This window comes from Streptomyces sp. NBC_01707 (assembly GCF_041438805.1).
Classification (GTDB): domain Bacteria; phylum Actinomycetota; class Actinomycetes; order Streptomycetales; family Streptomycetaceae; genus Streptomyces.
In genome coordinates this window covers 6,812,607-6,827,199 of the sequence record NZ_CP109190.1, presented here as the reverse complement: position 1 = coordinate 6,827,199, position 14,593 = coordinate 6,812,607, and the positions used below count along the sequence as shown (strand labels likewise).

The window sequence follows — 14,593 nt, the reverse complement described above, 5'->3', positions numbered from 1 at the left end:
GTTGGCGCGTGATCGTCACCTGTTGATGGTCAGACTTGACGGCTACGCTGGTGCCGGCCGGTTGATAACAGCAGGGAGCGTGCTCAGGGGATGGGACCGAAGTCGGCGCGGGTGTACCGCACGATTCGCGAGTGGGTTGCGTCGGGGAAGTTGCAGCCCGGCGAGAAGCTGCCCTCTGAGCGCACTCTGGAGAAGGACCTCGACATCGGCAGGACCCAGCTCCGCACAGTGCTGGCCAAGCTCGTCGCGGAGAAGGTGCTTGAGTCGTACGCCCGCAGCTCCTACCGGGTGCCATCCCATGACGTGAGCATCGAGCGGCCGGGCAACTTGGAGCCGTGGCAGATTCATGGCGAGCGGACGGTCTACGACAACCGCTGGGTGAAGCTAACGCTTGTCGACGTCGAGCCGCCGGGTGTCGAGCGCTTCGAGCATCACGTCGTACGGCTCCATCACGTCTCGATCGCCGCGGTACTTGATAACCAAGACCGCGTGCTCATGCTCTGGCGCTACCGGTTCGTCGCCGATAAGTGGGGCTGGGAGCTTCCCGGCGGCATCGTGGATGAAGGTGAAGATGCCCGCGCGACGGCGTTCCGTGAGGTGGAGGAGGAGACCGGCTGGCGGCCCGACTCCCTGGATCACGTGGTCACCTTTCAGCCCATGATCGGCATGGTCGACTCGCCACATGCAATCTACGTCGGCAAAGGCGCACGGCATGTGGGCGACCCCACCGACATCGAGGAAGCCGGACACGTCGCGTGGGTGCCGCTCTCGGATATCCCCGGGCTGATGGCGAGAGGTGAGCTGATGGGCGCGGGCACGTTGGTTGCCTTGCTGCATGTCCTCGCTTCTCGCGGAGAAGGCGCCTCTACAGCTTCTGCGTGAGTTGCTCGATACGTCGGCGGTAGCGCACAGACCCGGTTCGGTTTGCCAACAACCGCGCCTGCTGTAGATGCACCTGCGCCTCGGCACGTTCCTCACGCGCCAGATGCGCCTGGGCAAGGTCGCAGCGCAGACCTGACGTGGCACGGATGAACGTCGGGTCCACTCTGTCCAGCGCCTCGTACAGGCTGCTAAGCGCGTCGCCGTCTCCGAGCAGCGCAAGTGCGTTCCCGCGCCATCGCGCCAGATGCCCACCGTTCAGGAAGATGCTCAACATGTCTGGGTCGCGGGCTTCTTCGCCTTCGGGGAGGCAAGCGGCGGCTCGATCGAGTGCCTGTCGGCAGTCATCCGGCATGCCGGCTTTGGCGCAGAGCTCTGCCTCGGCCGCGTACAGCCATGCCCGCAGTCGTGGCGATATCTGCTGACCGCCCAAACGCTGAGCCTCACGCACGAGAGCTACAGCCGTCTCGGGGCGGCCTGCTTCGTTGAGTACGTATGCCTGCTCCGCCATGGCATGTGCGAGGTACATCGGCTCACCAGCCTCCTGAGCGGCGCGCTTCCCTAACTCGTAGTTCCGCCAGGCCCGTTCGACTCCTCCGGCATCGAGTGCTTGCCAGGCAGCGAGGGTAGAAGCTCCGGCCAACGCCAGAGCAACGGGTCGACGTGTCTCGGGGAGCACTGCGAACGTGAGCGCGTCTTCCAAAGTCGTGAGGTGGCCCGTCATCTGATCTATGAGGGATGCGGCGCCCATCTGGCGATCCTGGGTACGTAGTAGCTCCGTCTGGTCCATGAATGTCTTCACCATGGTGAGACTGACGCTGCGCGCCGAATCGATCCGGTTGATCAGGTCGTCGTATCCGTCGACCGCGGGGGGCGCCTCTGCGGGAGCCTGCTGGCCGAATAGCTCCTCATCGGTGACACCCAGCACCGGCCGCAGGATCTTCGCGTAGCGCTCGCTGATCGAGCGTCTGCCGTTCTCCCACTCCGAGACGTAGACGCGCAGGCTGGCGGTCGAGCCGATGTCGAGCGCATGCCGTCGTGCGTATTGCTCAAGCTCGTGGATGAGCCGCGCTTGTGACCACTCTCGCGCACCTCTGGCTTCCCGTAGCCGGTTGAGCACCTGCACCGCCGCCCCTGCACCTGGTCCGTCAACTCTTCACAGCAGCATGCCTCACATCGGCGCAGGTCGGCAGGGGTTAACACCGAGGTTAACGAGATCGCGGTGAACCTCTGTTGTCTACCGGTCAGTTGAGAGAGGAGCTTCTCTAGAAGCGTCAGAGCAAAGCGAGTTGAGGCAGACCATCGCATCAACCGCTTGACATCTGGTGCGCACCAGTTGCAACCTATTGGTGCGCACCAGATGGGAAAGCGAAAAGCCCCGCGGCTGTTGCCGACAGGGCTCGAAGAACTCAAACGCAGGAAGCGGCGCCCTACCGCCAAGCAAGTCGCCGCTTCCGCCCCTACAAGGGAGCTTCCATCATGTCATCGTTCAAGATTGATCTTTCTAGCGCCGTTGTCTTCGTCGCGGTGGAACCGAAGCTCAAGGTGATCAACAAAGAGACGGGCGAGATCGCGGTCGACCGCGAGACGAAGGCCAAGATGATGACGGTCGGCCTGACGATCGCGGACGAGGGTGAGGCGAACCTCTACACCGTCTCGATCCCGGAGACGGGTATCCCGGCCGGCGTCACGCTCGGGATGCCGGTCAAGGTCGTCGGCCTCAAGGCCCGTGACTGGGAGAACACGTTCAACGGTGAGAAGCGCTTCGGCATCGCGTTCCGCGCCGTCGCCCTGGTCACCCCGTCCAGCGCCCAGGCCTGATCACCATGTCGGGAAACGTCCTGCTGATCGTCAGTCTGCTCCTGGTCGCCGCCGTGCTGGTTCTGCGGTCGAAGCGTCCGGCTTGGTACTGGATGACGTTCGGCGTCGTCTTCGCGATGGTGCGGGTGTCCTTCCGGTACGCGTCGGTCATGGATGCGTGCGGGCTGACGGTTCCGCCGTCCCGACTGCGGCTGACGTGGGCCAGGATGACCAACCGCCCGGCCCCGGACTCCCGTCCGCCGCGGATCCTGCGGATGCGGCCGACCCGTACCGGGCTGGTGCTGCGGCTGAAGATGCGGCCCGGTCAGGACGCGTTCGACTTCATGGCATCCACGGACCGGCTGCGGCACTCGTTCGCCATGCAGGGCATCACCTCGCGTGAGATCAAGTCGGGTGTCATCGAGTTACGGATGACCGGCTACGACGTCCTCAAGCGGGTCCAGATGCCCGCCAAGGTCAACCGGGAAGGGCTGCGGGTCCCGGTCGCCCTCCGGGAGGACGGAGCAGTCCACTACCGGGACTACCAGGAGGTCCCGCACGCCCTGAACCTCGGGGCCACCAAGTCCGGGAAATCTGTCTACCAGCGGCAGTTGGTCAAGGAACTCGCGCCGCTCAACGTCGCCCTGGTCGGGATCGACTGCAAGGAAGGAGTGGAGCTCGCCCCGCTTGCCCGCCGGTTTTCCGCCCTGGCGGACAACCCCGATGACGCCGTCGAGCTGCTGGAGGCCCTCGTGGTCCGGATGGCCGACACGTACCAGGTGATCCGCAGCGAACAGCGCATCAGCGCCGACACTCCGGACGGGGAAATCACTGCCGACATCTGGGGCCTCCCGGATGATCTGCGGCCGGTCCCGGTCGTCCTCCTCGTCGACGAGGTGGCGGAACTCGCCCTGTTCTCCACCTCGGCGGAGAAGAAGCGGCGGGAGCGGATCATCACCGCCCTGGTTCGCCTCGTCCAGCTCGGTCGTGCGGCGGGGATCTATGTGGAGATCTGCGGGCAGCGATTCGGCGCCGAACTCGGGGACGGCATCACCATGCTCCGGGCCCAGCTGACCGGCCGCGTCTCGCACCGGGTCAACGATGAAGCCTCCGCCAAGATGGCGTTCGGCGACATCTCCTCCGATGCGGTGTCGGCCACCACACAGATCCCCATCGAACGCCCCGGTATGGCCGTGGCCGGTGACTCCTCCGGCGGCTGGGTCCGTATCCGCACCCCGTTTACGACGCTGCGCCAGGCCGTGACCGCCTGCAATGCACACGCGCACCGCACGCCGGCACTCGACGGGCTCGCCGCGTTTCGGCCGGTCCTGCCGGACGTGTCCCTGGTCAAGATCCCGGCCCCGGCCAGCACCCCCGCCACGGCCTGACACACCCCGCACCCCACGGCGGCGCGACCGCCCTTCGCGCCAAGTCCCTACCCCCGCCATGCCCAAAGGGAGGACGCCATGCCCGCCGCGAAGAGGCCCCGTCGCACACCCGCCGTGAAGAGGAAGCCGTGTCCGGACTGCAAGAGGGCCGGTCAGGTCTCCGAGTCCTTCCAGGTCGGAGGCCGCAAGAAGCGCGACTCCGCCGACCGGCAGGAAGCCCTCTGCCTGACCTGCTTCGGCACCGGCCACGCCCCCGAGTAGATCCCCGCCGGGGCCGGGCGGCAGGACATGGATACCCGCCCGGCCCCGGCCCCAACACCCCAGCGAAGGAGGTGAAGACATGACCCGCTCGATCCGCCCGGACGCCGTCCTCGTGCAAGCCGTGATCGCCGGTGCCCTGTCCTTCGCCCACCTGCACGACATTGCCGCGGCAGCCGGACAGGACGGCTGGAAAGCCTGGGCCTACCCCATCTCCGTCGACCTGCTCCTCGTCGCGGCCTGGCGGCGCCTGCGCATCCTCCGCACCACCGGCAAGCCGACCCGCGCTGCATGGACCTGGTTCGCCGTCGCACTGGCCGCATCCCTCGGCGCGAACATCGCCACCGCCGGACTCCTCGACCTCACCGACGTCCCCGCCTGGCTCCGCATCCTCGTCGCCGGATGGCCCGCCCTCGCCTTCCTCGGCGGAACCCTCCTCGTCCACACCCCGACCAGTGAGCCGGACACCGCCCCCGAACCCACTCCTGCGGCGGCTCCGGCAATCGTGCCGGCCGAATTGGCCCCCGAACGTGAGCCGTTCCCGGACGCGGTCGAAGCTGCCGATCCCGTCCCCGCGCTGCCCGCTCCGCCACCGGTGGATGTTCCGCCCGCTCTGGTCGACCACGCCCGCAAGCTCGCCGACGCGCACCGCTCCGCGACCGGCAACCCGATCGACGCCGACACCCTGCGCGACCGCCTCGGCCTGCCCGGTCCGATGGCCGCCCAGCTCGCTACCCACCTCGCCTGACAAGGAGACCCGTGATGGCTGCCCGTGACTTCTTCCACTCCGTGATGCGGATCGGCCCGGTGCAGATCGGCACCCACCGCGACCGCCACGGCCGCACCAAGCACGCCGCCGTCTGCGGCAACGACGACTGCGGCTGGTCCGCCGATTACTCCAGCCAGTCCGCCGCCCAACTCGCCGCGCGCACCCACCGCTGCCGCACCCACTGACCGAAAGGACCGACCCCCATGGACGTCCCTCTCTGGCTCGCCCTGATCGTCGTCGGCTGGCTCGGCATCAAGCTCTTCCGTCCCCCGGCCTGGCTCGTCGTCGTGCTCCTCCTCGGCGGCTACCTCCTCGCCGACAGCCTCCTGGCCCCCGTCATCGACACCGCCGTCAAGTAACCCGCCCGAAGGGAGAACACCCCATGATCCGCCCCCGCATCCCGGTCAACCCGCTGCCCACCGGCATCGCCACCCCGCTCATCACCACCGCCCCGGCTCCGGCCCCGGTCGAGCAGCACCACGCTGCAGCCTGCGCCTGCCAGCACACCACCCCGGCGCCCGCCCCGGTCGCTTCCGGGCCAGCGGTACGGCTGTCCCCGGCCGGTGTCCTGGCGGTAGTCGGCGGTGGCGCTGCCGTCGTACTCGTCGTCGGCGCGGTCCTGGTCTCGATGCTGCTGGCCGTCGCCATCACGGGCGCCTCGGTCGCCGTCTGCGCCGTCGTCCTGCGCTCCCTGCTCAACGACCCCCGGAAGCGGTGAGGGCAATGGACCTGCAAGCCGCGGCCATCGCCTTACCCGCCGTCGGCTGGGCCATACACAGCGGCTTCCTCGCCCGCCGCCTGGCCACTGCCCGCCGCGACCCGCTGACCGGCCTCCATACCCGCGCCGGATGGACCGCCCGCGCTGAACGCCTGATCACCCGCACCCCGGACTCGCTCGTCCTGCTGCTCGACCTGGACGACTTCAAAGCAATCAACGACACCCACGGACACGCCGCCGGGGACGCCGTCCTCACCGCCACAGCCGCCCGGCTGACCGCCTGGTGCGACCAGGACGGCATCGCCGCACGGCTCGGCGGAGACGAGTTCACCGCCATCGTCACCCACCCTGACCGCACCACCGGCCTCGCCGCCCTCACAGCCGCTCTGCGCCGCCCGGTCCCCTACCGCGGCTGCCTGCTGCCGGTCTCCGCCTCGGTCGGCAGCTGCCGCATCGCTGATCTGCCCGTGGCGACCCTCACCGACGCACTCGCCGCAGCTGACGCCGCCATGTACGCGGCCAAAGGCCACGGCCGCCGCACGACTCACCTGTAACCGGCCCTCGGGGCGGCCTCAACCGCCAAGTTTCCGCCGCCCCGAGAGCCCTGCCCCCTCCATCCCAAAGGACCGAAGGAGAACCCCATCATGGCCCAGCCCACCCCCGCCCCGGTGCGCATCTGCCCCAGCTGCGACGGCTTCGCCTCCGCCGCCATCACCCTCGGCGGCCGCGACCGCAACGGCAACCGGCGCACCATCACCGCCCACTGCCGCACCTGCCACGGCACCGGCATCACCCCGCCCCTGCGCACCCTGCTCGACACCGCGGCCACCGCCGCCTTCACCAGCCGCTGACCCCGCCGCCGGGACACCGCGCGCCCTTCCGGCCCGGTGTCCCGGCCTCTGCCTTTCGAGAGGAGGACTCCACAGTGACCACGACCACCGCACCGCCCCCGGTGGGCGACCTCGCGTTCCTCGCCAGCCTGGGCACCATGCCCGGCCTCATGCGCCAACTGCGCGGCCTCGGCGGCTGCACCACACCCATCCGCCTCGACGGACAGCGCACCGACATCCACCCCGCCACCGGCGAAATCCTCGACGAACTCCACTCCTCGGATCTGCCCGCCGGGAACCTCCTGGTCCGCTGCAACAACCGCCGCGCCACCCGCTGCCCTGCCTGCGCAGAGACCTACCGACGCGACACCTACCAACTCATCACCGCCGGACTCCGCGGCGGCAAAGGCACCCCCGCACAAGTCGCCACCCACCCACGGGTGTTCGCAACCTTCACCGCCCCCAGCTTCGGGCCCGTCCACAACCAACCCGCCTCCAGCCGTTGCCGCTGCGGCACTCAGCATCCGGACGACGCACCCGAGTTAGGCACCCCGCTCGCGCCCGCCGCCTACGACTACGAAGCAGCCGTGCTCTGGAACGCGCACGCCTCGAAAATCTGGGCCCGTTTCTCCATCTACCTGCGCCGGGAAGTCGCCAAGCGCGCCGGCCTCTCCCAACGCGCCTTCGCCGACCACGCCCGCGTCTCCTTCGCCAAGGTCGCCGAGTACCAGCGCCGCGGCGCCATCCACTTCCACGCCGTGATCCGCCTCGACGGCCCCGACGGCGGCGACACCCCGCCCCCGGCCTGGGCCACCCCAGACCTCCTCGCCGACGCCATCCGCGCCGCCGCCACCGCTGCCGACGTGCCCGGGCCGATCGTCGACGGCCGCGCCCACACCTTCGCCTTCGGCCGACAGCTCGACATCCGCCCCATCCGCACAGCCGACTTCGACGGGGGCACCGAACTCACCGAACGAGCCGTCGCCGCCTACATCGCCAAGTACGCAACCAAAGGAGCCGAGACCGCGACCGGCACCCTCGACCGCCCGCTGAAGTTCCTCGCCGAACTCGCCCGTATGACCCTCACCGAACACGCCCGCCAGATGATCCGCACCGCTTGGGCCCTCGGCGCTCGCAAGGACCTCGCAGAGCTCCGGCTCAGGGCATGGGCCCACATGCTGGGGTTCCGCGGCCACTTCTCCACCAAAACCCGCCGCTACTCCACCACCCTCGGCGCCCTACGCACCGCCCGCGCCGAATGGCGACGCCTCCAAGCCGCCATCGCCCACGGTGACCAAACCCCCGTGCCGGCCGACCTGGACGGTGACGACACCACCCTCGTCCTCGCCCATTGGAACTTCGCCGGAACCGGCCTCACCCGCGGCGAGGAATGGCTCGCCGCCTCCATCGCACCCGACCCGGAAGGAGAGATGGCCGCATGACTGATCGACTGCTCACAGTGGAGGAGGCTGCTCAACTCCTCGGCACAACCGTTCGCTTTCCTCGGCGCCTGATCGCCGAACGGAGGATCGTGTTCGTGAAGGTGGGGCGGCATGTCCGGATCCCCGAGAGCGCGTTGGCTGACTTCATCGCGGTCAACACCGTGCAGCCGATCGTCACGAGCCGTCGGCGCTTGAGGGCGGTGGCCTGATGGCGAACCAGAGAGGCAAACGTCGCCGGTTCGGGTCGGTCCGCAAGCTGCCGTCCGGTCGCTTTCAGGTGCGGTATCCCGGTCCGGATGGCCTGCTGCGTTCGGCGCCGGAGACCTTCTCCACTCAGACCGATGCTGATCGGTGGCTCGTCCGCAAGGAAGCGGAGATCCTCGACGGCCGATGGAGGAACCCGGACGACAAGGTTCTCTTCGGGGTGTACGCCGACGCCTGGTTCAAAGAGCGCGACTACGCCGCGACTACCCGCGAACGTAACGGCAGCGCGCTTCGCCTCCACATCCTGCCGACCTTCGCGAACGTGGTCCTGAGTGAGATCACGACACCGCAGATCCGCCGCTGGCGTGCCGGCCTCCTGGAATCTGGTGTCGGTGAGCCGACGGTCGCCAAGGCGTATCAGATCCTCCGCGCCGTCATGAGCACCGCGGTCGACGACGAGGTGATCCAGCGCAACCCCTGCCGTATCAAGGGCGCTGGGGCGGCTAAGACAGCCGAGCGGCCGTTCCTGGACGTCTCGGAGGTCTTCCAGCTCGCCGACGCCGTACCGGTGCGCTTCCGGGTGTTCATCCTCCTGGCGGCCTTCACCGGCCTCCGCTTCGGGGAGCTCGCCGCGCTCCAGCGTCATGACGTCGACCTCGTACGGCGAACCGTCGCCGTACGGCGGGCCCTGGCCGAGACCCGCACGGACGGCATCCTGGTCAAGACGCCCAAGAGCGCGGCCGGTGTCCGCACCGTCGCCTTCCCTGCCTCGCTGACTGAGGACGTGGCTGCTCACCTCGCTGCCTACGCAGAGCCGGGTCGTACCGAGCTGGTCTTCACCGGCGCACGTGGCGGGCAGCTTCGCCGGAACAACTTCCGCCGCCTGTGGTTGCGGGCCCTGGAGACGACCGGCCTGGGAGACGTCCACTTCCACGATCTGCGCCATACCGGGAACACCCTCGCCGCGACCGGTGGCGCGACGACGCGTGAGCTGATGCAGCGCATGGGGCACTCGTCGGTGCGGGCCGCGCTGATCTATCAGCACCTGGTCAACGGGCGGGACCATGCGATCGCCGCTCACGTCGATGAGCAGATCAAAAAGGTCCGCCCGGCCGAGCCCTCCGGGGAGGGTCCGGAGGAGGCATCTGGCACGTGAGTGGCACGACGCCACTCCCCTGCCGGAATGACGGAGAAACGATCAAGGCCCAGGTTCCCGGTTTGATGCCGGTGACCTGGGCCTTTGTCGTGCTTCCTGCTGGTGGGCGCGGACGGTTTCGAACCGCCGACATCTGCTTTGTAAGAGCAGCGCTCTACCCCTGAGCTACGCACCCGTGGATGAAGGAACAGCCTACATGGCGCATGGCCCATGCTCACAAACGGTTGTCCGGGCCGGGGAAGAGCGAGGGATTCGGGGGATATCCCCACCTCGCATACGGTAGCCGTCCGGATTCACCCCGGGCTGCCGCGCTCCCTACGGTGGTCCCAGACCGGTGGGACAAGCCCCCCGGACCCGGACGGGGGATCGATCACCGTGGCACTCCATACCCGCACTCGCACACTCGTCGCATCCGTCGGAGCCGTGGTCGTCGCCCTGGGGCTGTCCGGTTGCGGAAGTGCGGATGTGGATGACGCACCGGTCGAGCACAAGTCGTTCGCGTTCGGGGGGAAGTCCCTGACGATCGACTCCGGCAATACGGCCGTGGAGCTCGTACCGGCGGATGTGGACAAGGTCGAGGTGACGCGCCGCGTCGACGGGTGGGTGGTGCTCGGGAGCGGGCCCGACGCGCGTTGGTCGATGCGGGACGGCAGGCTCACGCTGCGGGTGAAGTGCACGGCGGTCGTCAGCAACTGCGAGGCCCTGCATCAGGTGAAGGTGCCGCGTGGGGTCGCGGTGACGGTCGACGGTGACAACGGCAGGGTCGTCGCCTCCGGGTTCGACACTCCTCTCACACTCCGCTCCGACAACGGGAAGGTGACCGTGCGTGACTCCAGTGCGCCGCTGAAGCTGGAGAGCGACAACGGGGGCGTCGTCACGGAGCGGATCTCCAGCACGTCCGTCTCCGCGCGGTCCGAAAACGGGGAGGTCCGGCTCGGGTTCACAGCCGTGCCGGATCGGGTGGACACCGTCAGTGACAACGGCCGGGTGACCATCGAACTGCCGAAGGGGTCGCAGACGTACGCGGTGACGGCCGTCGCCGGGAACGGGGACATCTCGGTGCGGGTGCCGCGCAGCGACAGCAGCCCGCATGTGGTGAAGGCCCGCAGCGACAACGGGGAAATCACGGTTCGAAGCGCGAACTAACGGGCCCGTGTGTTCGTCCTTACCTGGTGGGAGAATGAACCGGGCAAGGCGATACGGCACGGGAGAGGGATGTGACGGCGACACACGCGCGGCCGCAGGCAAGAGCGGGTGGCAGAACCGCCGTCAGGGACGTCCTCGGATTGATGCTGCTGCCGGTTCCGTTGCTCGCCGCCGCGTTGCCGGCCGCCTTCGCCGGTGGTGGTACGCGGCGCTGGTTCGGCGGTCGCGGGGAGGGCCAGCGCGCCGATGCGCAGGCGGCGAAGGACGCGGCTGCGGAGGCCTTCTACGAGCTGGACACGGCCCAGCGCGATCTGCAGATCTCGATCGAGACGATCACCGCGGTGGACAGCTCGCCCGCCGCGCGGAAGGTCGTGGACGATTTCGCCGCGCTGGGGCGGCGGATCGACGAGGCGAGCCATGCGTACATCACGGCGGTCGACGCCCATGATCTGGATCGCGACGATCTTGAGCCTGCTGTTGCGTCGCGTGCCCGGACGGAGCTGACCGCCGCCAAGGACGAGCTCGTGCGGGTCAAGGGCGAGCTGGATCGGTTCGCGCAGGGACTCGGTCCGCTCCTGGGGAGCGCCGAGACGCAGCTCGCCCGGCTCGCGCCGGCCGTCGAACGGGCGCGACAAGCGCTCCTCGGCGCGAGCAATGCTCTCGACGCGGCGCGCGCGTCCGGACTGCGGGCGGACGATCTCGCCGCACGCCTGGCGGCCCTCGCCCCCGAGCTGACCAAGCTCAATCAGGGCGCCGGCAGGCACGGCGTACCGGAGACGCTGCAACGCGCCGACCAGGTGCTGCGTGGCGCCGAGGCCGTGCGGGCCGAGGCGGCGCAGCTTCCGGAGCGCGCCGCGGAGATCGACCACCGGCTGGTGTCGCTGCGCACGCGAGCCCAAGCGCTGACGACGCGCGCGGGCTCGGTGGAGCCGGTGCTGAGCGAGCTGCGGCGGCGGTTCACCGCTGCCTGCTGGCAGGACCTCCAGTCCGTGCCCGAGCAGGCCGCGGTCAATGTGCGGCAGGCCGAGGAGAAGCTCAAGGAGGCCACCGAGGCACGGGGCGAGCAGCGCTGGGCCGATGCGACGTCGCGGCTGTCCACCGTGCGGGCCCTGCTGAACGCGACGGACGAGGCCGTGTCCGCGGCCGGTGACCGGCTGCGCCGCCTCGACGACGTGGCCAAGGATCCCCAGCAGGAGATCCAGCGGACCAGGTTCGCCATCCGCGACGCCCAGCGCCTGGCCATGGCGGGGCGCAACACACCCGAGCCGCGCCACGCCCGGCCGCTGGACGACTCCGTGGCCCGGCTGGAGCAGGCGATCGCCGGGCTGGAGGGCCGTCACCCCGACTACTGGCACTTCCTGACCGAGACCGAAGCCGTGCGGCAGACGGCGGCGCGGGTGGTCTCGGAGATCCGGGAGGAGCGGGGCGCCGGCGGCTGAGTTGTCGCGGCCGGGCGCGGGGCGGATCCTGGGGGTAGCGCGAAGGAGGCCCCCATGGCTACCCATGCAGTGCATCCCCCGCGGCGACGTGCACAGAAGCCCGCACGGCGCAGCAGAGCCGCCCGGTTCGACGACCATCTCCCGGTCGATCACCGGCTCAACAGCGTCTACCGCATAGGGGCGGGGTTGATGGGGCTGTTGCTGCTCGCTTTCGGCATCCTGGGACTCATCGACAAGATCGGCTTCTTCAACACGGGCGACGCCACTGTCGCGGGCCTGAACACCAACGGGTCGCTCAGCGTCCTCTCCATCTGCGTCGGCCTGCTCCTGTTCGTCGGGATGGTGATCGGCGGCAACTTCGCCTCGACGGTCAACATGGTGCTGGGCATCGCGTTCATCCTCAGTGGCTTCATCAATCTGGCGCTGCTCGACACCGACTTCAATTTCCTCGCCTTCCGCATGCAGAACGTCCTGTTCAGCTTTGTCGTCGGGCTGATGCTGATGATGTTCGGGATGTACGGAAGGGTCAGCGGCGGGCTCCCGCACGACAACCCGTACTGGCGCGCCCGCCATCCCGATGAGGCCGCCGTCGAAGAGCGCCACGACCGGAGTGCGTCCATGCCCATCGCCGGCCGGAGCCGTATTACGCGGTAGCCGCGGTGCCCGCCGGTTAGCCTGGGGCCATGCCTCGTTACGAATACCGCTGCCGCTCCTGCGGAGACACGTTCGAACTCAGCCGTCCGATGGCCGAGTCGTCGGCCCCCGCCTCCTGCCCCGCCGGGCACGAGGACACGGTGAAGCTCCTCTCCACGGTGGCCGTGGGCGGGGCGTCGGCCAAGTCCGCGCCCGCCGCCCCGTCGGGCGGCGGCGGTTGCTGTGGCGGGGGCTGCTGCGGCTGACCCGCCCGGGCGGACGGTCGCTAGCGCTTGCGGGAGAGGGTCAGTCCGTCCGCCACGGTGAGCATGACGCTGTCCATCCGCGGATCCGCGGCCACATGCTCGTTGAACTCCTTGATGGCCGCCGCTCCGCCGGTTGCCCGTGGGTCGGTCACACCGCCGTGGAACAGCACATTGTCGGTGACGATGAGGCCGCCGCGGCGCATCCGGGGCACCAGCTCTTCCCAGTACGGAATGTAGTTGCCCTTGTCCGCGTCCAGGTAGGCCAGATCGATGTGCGGCTCGGACGGCATCGCCGCCAGGGTGTCGAGAGCGGGGGCGATGCGCAGCTCGATGCGGTCGGCGACGCCCGCCTTCTCCCACGCCTCGCGGCCGTAGGCGGTCCACTCCTCCGAGATGTCGCAGGCGATCAGCCGCCCGTCGGCGGGCAGTGCCTGCGCCATCGCCAGGGCCGAGAACCCGGTGAACGTCCCGACCTCGACGATGTGCCGGGCACCCGTCAGCCGTACGAGGAAGGCGAGCAGCGGACCCTGCTCCTCGGCGGACTGCATCCCCGCCTGTTCGGGAAGCTGCGCGTACGTGGTCGCGACGAGTTCACGCTGTACCGCGTCGAGCGGCGGGTTGTGCGCCAGCATGTACGCGTACAGCTCGTCCGTGATCTTGGTTTCGTTTCCCTTGCTCATCGCGCACTCCCTCTGTGCCTGCCGGGCAGGCGGTCACCTGCCCGGCAGCTGGTCACCTGCCGGGCAGACCGGTCACGGCCTCAGGTACCACTGTTCCTTGCCGGAGGCCCTGCTGCGGGACGGAAGCGCGAAGGAAACGCCGGAGGATCTCCTCACCCGCCGCCACACCGCCCTCCGTCAGCACGTCGACGTGCGGGGCGCTCCAGTCGGTGTCGGCGAGCTCGCCGTGGCCGGGGCGCCAGGCGTGGTCGGCGGCGAGAAGCAGATCGGCGTCGAGGAGCGAGTCACCGGCGGCGAGGGTGAGCGTGGCGCCGGCGCGGCAGGCGACTTCGTTCATCGCGGCGCTCTTGGTGAGCGGCTTGGGTACGGCGTAGATCTTGCGGCCCTGGAGCGACACGGTCCAGCCACGGGGGTCCGCCCATTCGGCCAGCTCCCTCACCCAGCCCGCGGGCAGCAGCGAGCGTTCGACGACGAGATAGGCGAAGAGGTCCTCGGCGACCCGCTCCTTGAGGAGCCAGGCAGGGTCCGTGGTGGCGACGAGGTGGGCGCGGACTTCGGCGAGCGAGGCGCACTCGTCGGCGAGCCGGCGGGCCACCTGTGTCTGCCAGTCGGGGTCGGACACCCCGTCGACCAGGAGGTGTCCCCCGTTGGCGCAGATGGCGAACTTCGGTGCGGGGCCGGGGAGCCTGATGCGGTGGTACTGCTCACGGGTGCGGGTGGTCGTGGGTACGAAGACCGTGGTGCGGGCCAGCTCGTCGAGGAGTGCGGCGGCCGTCTCCGTGAGATAGGAGAGCGGCTTGTGGCCGTACACCTCGACGCAGAGCAGCCGGGGTGCTTCGGCGTCCGGCATGGAGAGCTGGAGCGCCGCCGTCGAGTAGATGAGGGTGCGGTCGAGGTCGCTGGCGACCAGCGTCACGGGGCCGGCCGGGGCGGCCATGGGGGCCGGGGCGGCCGTGGGCGTCGGGATGGTCACCGAGCCCGGGGT

Annotated in this window: 20 protein-coding genes and 1 tRNA gene; 17 read left to right on the top strand and 4 right to left on the bottom strand. The window is 69.3% G+C overall.

Annotated elements, in window-relative coordinates:
• The first annotated feature begins 90 nt into the window (after window positions 1-90).
• The gene (locus OG963_RS30605; protein ID WP_362271936.1) at window positions 91-882 is read left to right on the top strand and encodes an NUDIX domain-containing protein; all 792 of its coding nucleotides are present in this window, start codon (window positions 91-93) and stop codon (window positions 880-882) included.
• Here OG963_RS30605 and OG963_RS30600 read toward each other — a convergent pair.
• Window positions 866-1,999: a helix-turn-helix transcriptional regulator gene (locus OG963_RS30600; RefSeq protein WP_371800328.1), complete on the bottom strand. Its 1,134-nt coding sequence runs from the start codon at window positions 1,997-1,999 to the stop codon at window positions 866-868. The genes OG963_RS30605 and OG963_RS30600 overlap by 17 nt on opposite strands.
• Window positions 2,000-2,358: 359 nt before the next feature.
• Between OG963_RS30600 and OG963_RS30595 the strand changes: the two genes are divergently transcribed.
• The 12 genes from OG963_RS30595 to OG963_RS30540 all read left to right on the top strand — a co-directional run bounded on the left by OG963_RS30595 (window position 2,359) and on the right by OG963_RS30540 (window position 9,444).
• Window positions 2,359-2,700 carry a hypothetical protein gene (locus tag OG963_RS30595; protein WP_362271934.1) on the top strand — a complete coding sequence of 114 codons (342 nt, stop codon included), beginning with the start codon at window positions 2,359-2,361 and terminating at the stop codon, window positions 2,698-2,700.
• Between the two features lie 5 nt (window positions 2,701-2,705).
• On the top strand, window positions 2,706-4,067 hold the full coding sequence (locus tag OG963_RS30590) for an FtsK/SpoIIIE domain-containing protein (protein WP_362271932.1): 1,362 nt from the start codon (window positions 2,706-2,708) through the stop codon (window positions 4,065-4,067).
• A gap of 78 nt (window positions 4,068-4,145) precedes the next feature.
• Complete coding sequence (locus OG963_RS30585) at window positions 4,146-4,328, top strand: hypothetical protein (RefSeq protein WP_371799679.1); 183 nt, start codon at window positions 4,146-4,148, stop codon at window positions 4,326-4,328.
• Between the two features lie 79 nt (window positions 4,329-4,407).
• Entirely contained in the window at window positions 4,408-5,073 is a 666-nt protein-coding gene (locus OG963_RS30580; protein ID WP_371799678.1) for a DUF2637 domain-containing protein, read from the top strand.
• Window positions 5,074-5,087: 14 nt separating this feature from the next.
• Window positions 5,088-5,279, top strand: coding sequence for a mobile element transfer protein (locus OG963_RS30575; RefSeq protein WP_326603546.1), 192 nt, complete (start codon window positions 5,088-5,090; stop codon window positions 5,277-5,279).
• Window positions 5,280-5,297: 18 nt separating this feature from the next.
• Entirely contained in the window at window positions 5,298-5,453 is a 156-nt protein-coding gene (locus OG963_RS30570; protein ID WP_326603548.1) for a hypothetical protein, read from the top strand.
• Between the two features lie 23 nt (window positions 5,454-5,476).
• The gene (locus OG963_RS30565; RefSeq protein WP_362271927.1) at window positions 5,477-5,812 is read left to right on the top strand and encodes a SpdD-like protein; all 336 of its coding nucleotides are present in this window, start codon (window positions 5,477-5,479) and stop codon (window positions 5,810-5,812) included.
• A 5-nt stretch (window positions 5,813-5,817) separates the two neighbouring features.
• Window positions 5,818-6,366, top strand: coding sequence for a GGDEF domain-containing protein (locus tag OG963_RS30560; protein ID WP_371799677.1), 549 nt, complete (start codon window positions 5,818-5,820; stop codon window positions 6,364-6,366).
• 90 nt (window positions 6,367-6,456) lie between these two features.
• Entirely contained in the window at window positions 6,457-6,663 is a 207-nt protein-coding gene (locus OG963_RS30555) for a hypothetical protein (RefSeq protein ID WP_371799676.1), read from the top strand.
• Window positions 6,664-6,800: 137 nt separating this feature from the next.
• Window positions 6,801-8,084, top strand: a complete 1,284-nt coding sequence (locus OG963_RS30550; protein WP_371800327.1) for a replication initiator — start codon at window positions 6,801-6,803, stop codon at window positions 8,082-8,084.
• A complete protein-coding gene (locus OG963_RS30545) occupies window positions 8,081-8,293 on the top strand; it encodes an excisionase family DNA-binding protein (RefSeq protein WP_326603555.1) in 213 nt (70 codons plus the stop codon). Before OG963_RS30550 ends, OG963_RS30545 begins: the two co-directional genes overlap by 4 nt.
• Window positions 8,293-9,444, top strand: a complete 1,152-nt coding sequence (locus OG963_RS30540; RefSeq protein WP_371799675.1) for a tyrosine-type recombinase/integrase — start codon at window positions 8,293-8,295, stop codon at window positions 9,442-9,444. The genes OG963_RS30545 and OG963_RS30540 overlap by 1 nt, the downstream gene beginning before the upstream one ends.
• A gap of 100 nt (window positions 9,445-9,544) precedes the next feature.
• On the opposite strand, the gene OG963_RS30535 is transcribed toward OG963_RS30540, so the two are convergent.
• A tRNA-Val gene (locus tag OG963_RS30535) sits at window positions 9,545-9,619 on the bottom strand.
• Between the two features lie 200 nt (window positions 9,620-9,819).
• On the opposite strand from OG963_RS30535, the gene OG963_RS30530 reads away from it, so the two are divergent.
• The 4 genes from OG963_RS30530 to OG963_RS30515 all read left to right on the top strand — a co-directional run bounded on the left by OG963_RS30530 (window position 9,820) and on the right by OG963_RS30515 (window position 12,928).
• Window positions 9,820-10,590, top strand: coding sequence for a DUF4097 family beta strand repeat-containing protein (locus tag OG963_RS30530; protein WP_256223650.1), 771 nt, complete (start codon window positions 9,820-9,822; stop codon window positions 10,588-10,590).
• A 71-nt stretch (window positions 10,591-10,661) separates the two neighbouring features.
• The gene (locus tag OG963_RS30525; RefSeq protein ID WP_362270544.1) at window positions 10,662-12,029 is read left to right on the top strand and encodes a hypothetical protein; all 1,368 of its coding nucleotides are present in this window, start codon (window positions 10,662-10,664) and stop codon (window positions 12,027-12,029) included.
• 54 nt (window positions 12,030-12,083) lie between these two features.
• Window positions 12,084-12,683: a DUF4383 domain-containing protein gene (locus OG963_RS30520; protein WP_093774536.1), complete on the top strand. Its 600-nt coding sequence runs from the start codon at window positions 12,084-12,086 to the stop codon at window positions 12,681-12,683.
• 29 nt (window positions 12,684-12,712) lie between these two features.
• Entirely contained in the window at window positions 12,713-12,928 is a 216-nt protein-coding gene (locus OG963_RS30515) for a zinc ribbon domain-containing protein (protein ID WP_093774534.1), read from the top strand.
• A gap of 20 nt (window positions 12,929-12,948) precedes the next feature.
• Here OG963_RS30515 and OG963_RS30510 read toward each other — a convergent pair whose 3' ends face one another.
• Both OG963_RS30510 and OG963_RS30505 read right to left on the bottom strand, forming a co-directional pair.
• A complete protein-coding gene (locus OG963_RS30510) occupies window positions 12,949-13,608 on the bottom strand; it encodes an O-methyltransferase (RefSeq protein WP_030925934.1) in 660 nt (219 codons plus the stop codon).
• 52 nt (window positions 13,609-13,660) lie between these two features.
• Window positions 13,661-14,545: an HAD family hydrolase gene (locus OG963_RS30505; protein ID WP_371800326.1), complete on the bottom strand. Its 885-nt coding sequence runs from the start codon at window positions 14,543-14,545 to the stop codon at window positions 13,661-13,663.
• Between the last annotated feature and the right edge of the window lie 48 nt (window positions 14,546-14,593).

Coding starts and splice junctions, on each gene's coding strand:
- OG963_RS30605 (WP_362271936.1), top strand. CDS start 91: ATGGGACCGAAGTCGGCGCGGGTGTACCGCACGATTCGCGAGTGGGTT.
- OG963_RS30595 (WP_362271934.1), top strand. CDS start 2,359: ATGTCATCGTTCAAGATTGATCTTTCTAGCGCCGTTGTCTTCGTCGCG.
- OG963_RS30590 (WP_362271932.1), top strand. CDS start 2,706: ATGTCGGGAAACGTCCTGCTGATCGTCAGTCTGCTCCTGGTCGCCGCC.
- OG963_RS30585 (WP_371799679.1), top strand. CDS start 4,146: ATGCCCGCCGCGAAGAGGCCCCGTCGCACACCCGCCGTGAAGAGGAAG.
- OG963_RS30580 (WP_371799678.1), top strand. CDS start 4,408: ATGACCCGCTCGATCCGCCCGGACGCCGTCCTCGTGCAAGCCGTGATC.
- OG963_RS30575 (WP_326603546.1), top strand. CDS start 5,088: ATGGCTGCCCGTGACTTCTTCCACTCCGTGATGCGGATCGGCCCGGTG.
- OG963_RS30570 (WP_326603548.1), top strand. CDS start 5,298: ATGGACGTCCCTCTCTGGCTCGCCCTGATCGTCGTCGGCTGGCTCGGC.
- OG963_RS30565 (WP_362271927.1), top strand. CDS start 5,477: ATGATCCGCCCCCGCATCCCGGTCAACCCGCTGCCCACCGGCATCGCC.
- OG963_RS30560 (WP_371799677.1), top strand. CDS start 5,818: ATGGACCTGCAAGCCGCGGCCATCGCCTTACCCGCCGTCGGCTGGGCC.
- OG963_RS30555 (WP_371799676.1), top strand. CDS start 6,457: ATGGCCCAGCCCACCCCCGCCCCGGTGCGCATCTGCCCCAGCTGCGAC.
- OG963_RS30550 (WP_371800327.1), top strand. CDS start 6,801: ATGCCCGGCCTCATGCGCCAACTGCGCGGCCTCGGCGGCTGCACCACA.
- OG963_RS30545 (WP_326603555.1), top strand. CDS start 8,081: ATGACTGATCGACTGCTCACAGTGGAGGAGGCTGCTCAACTCCTCGGC.
- OG963_RS30540 (WP_371799675.1), top strand. CDS start 8,293: ATGGCGAACCAGAGAGGCAAACGTCGCCGGTTCGGGTCGGTCCGCAAG.
- OG963_RS30520 (WP_093774536.1), top strand. CDS start 12,084: ATGGCTACCCATGCAGTGCATCCCCCGCGGCGACGTGCACAGAAGCCC.
- OG963_RS30515 (WP_093774534.1), top strand. CDS start 12,713: ATGCCTCGTTACGAATACCGCTGCCGCTCCTGCGGAGACACGTTCGAA.
- OG963_RS30510 (WP_030925934.1), bottom strand. CDS start 13,608: ATGAGCAAGGGAAACGAAACCAAGATCACGGACGAGCTGTACGCGTAC.
- OG963_RS30505 (WP_371800326.1), bottom strand. CDS start 14,545: ATGGCCGCCCCGGCCGGCCCCGTGACGCTGGTCGCCAGCGACCTCGAC.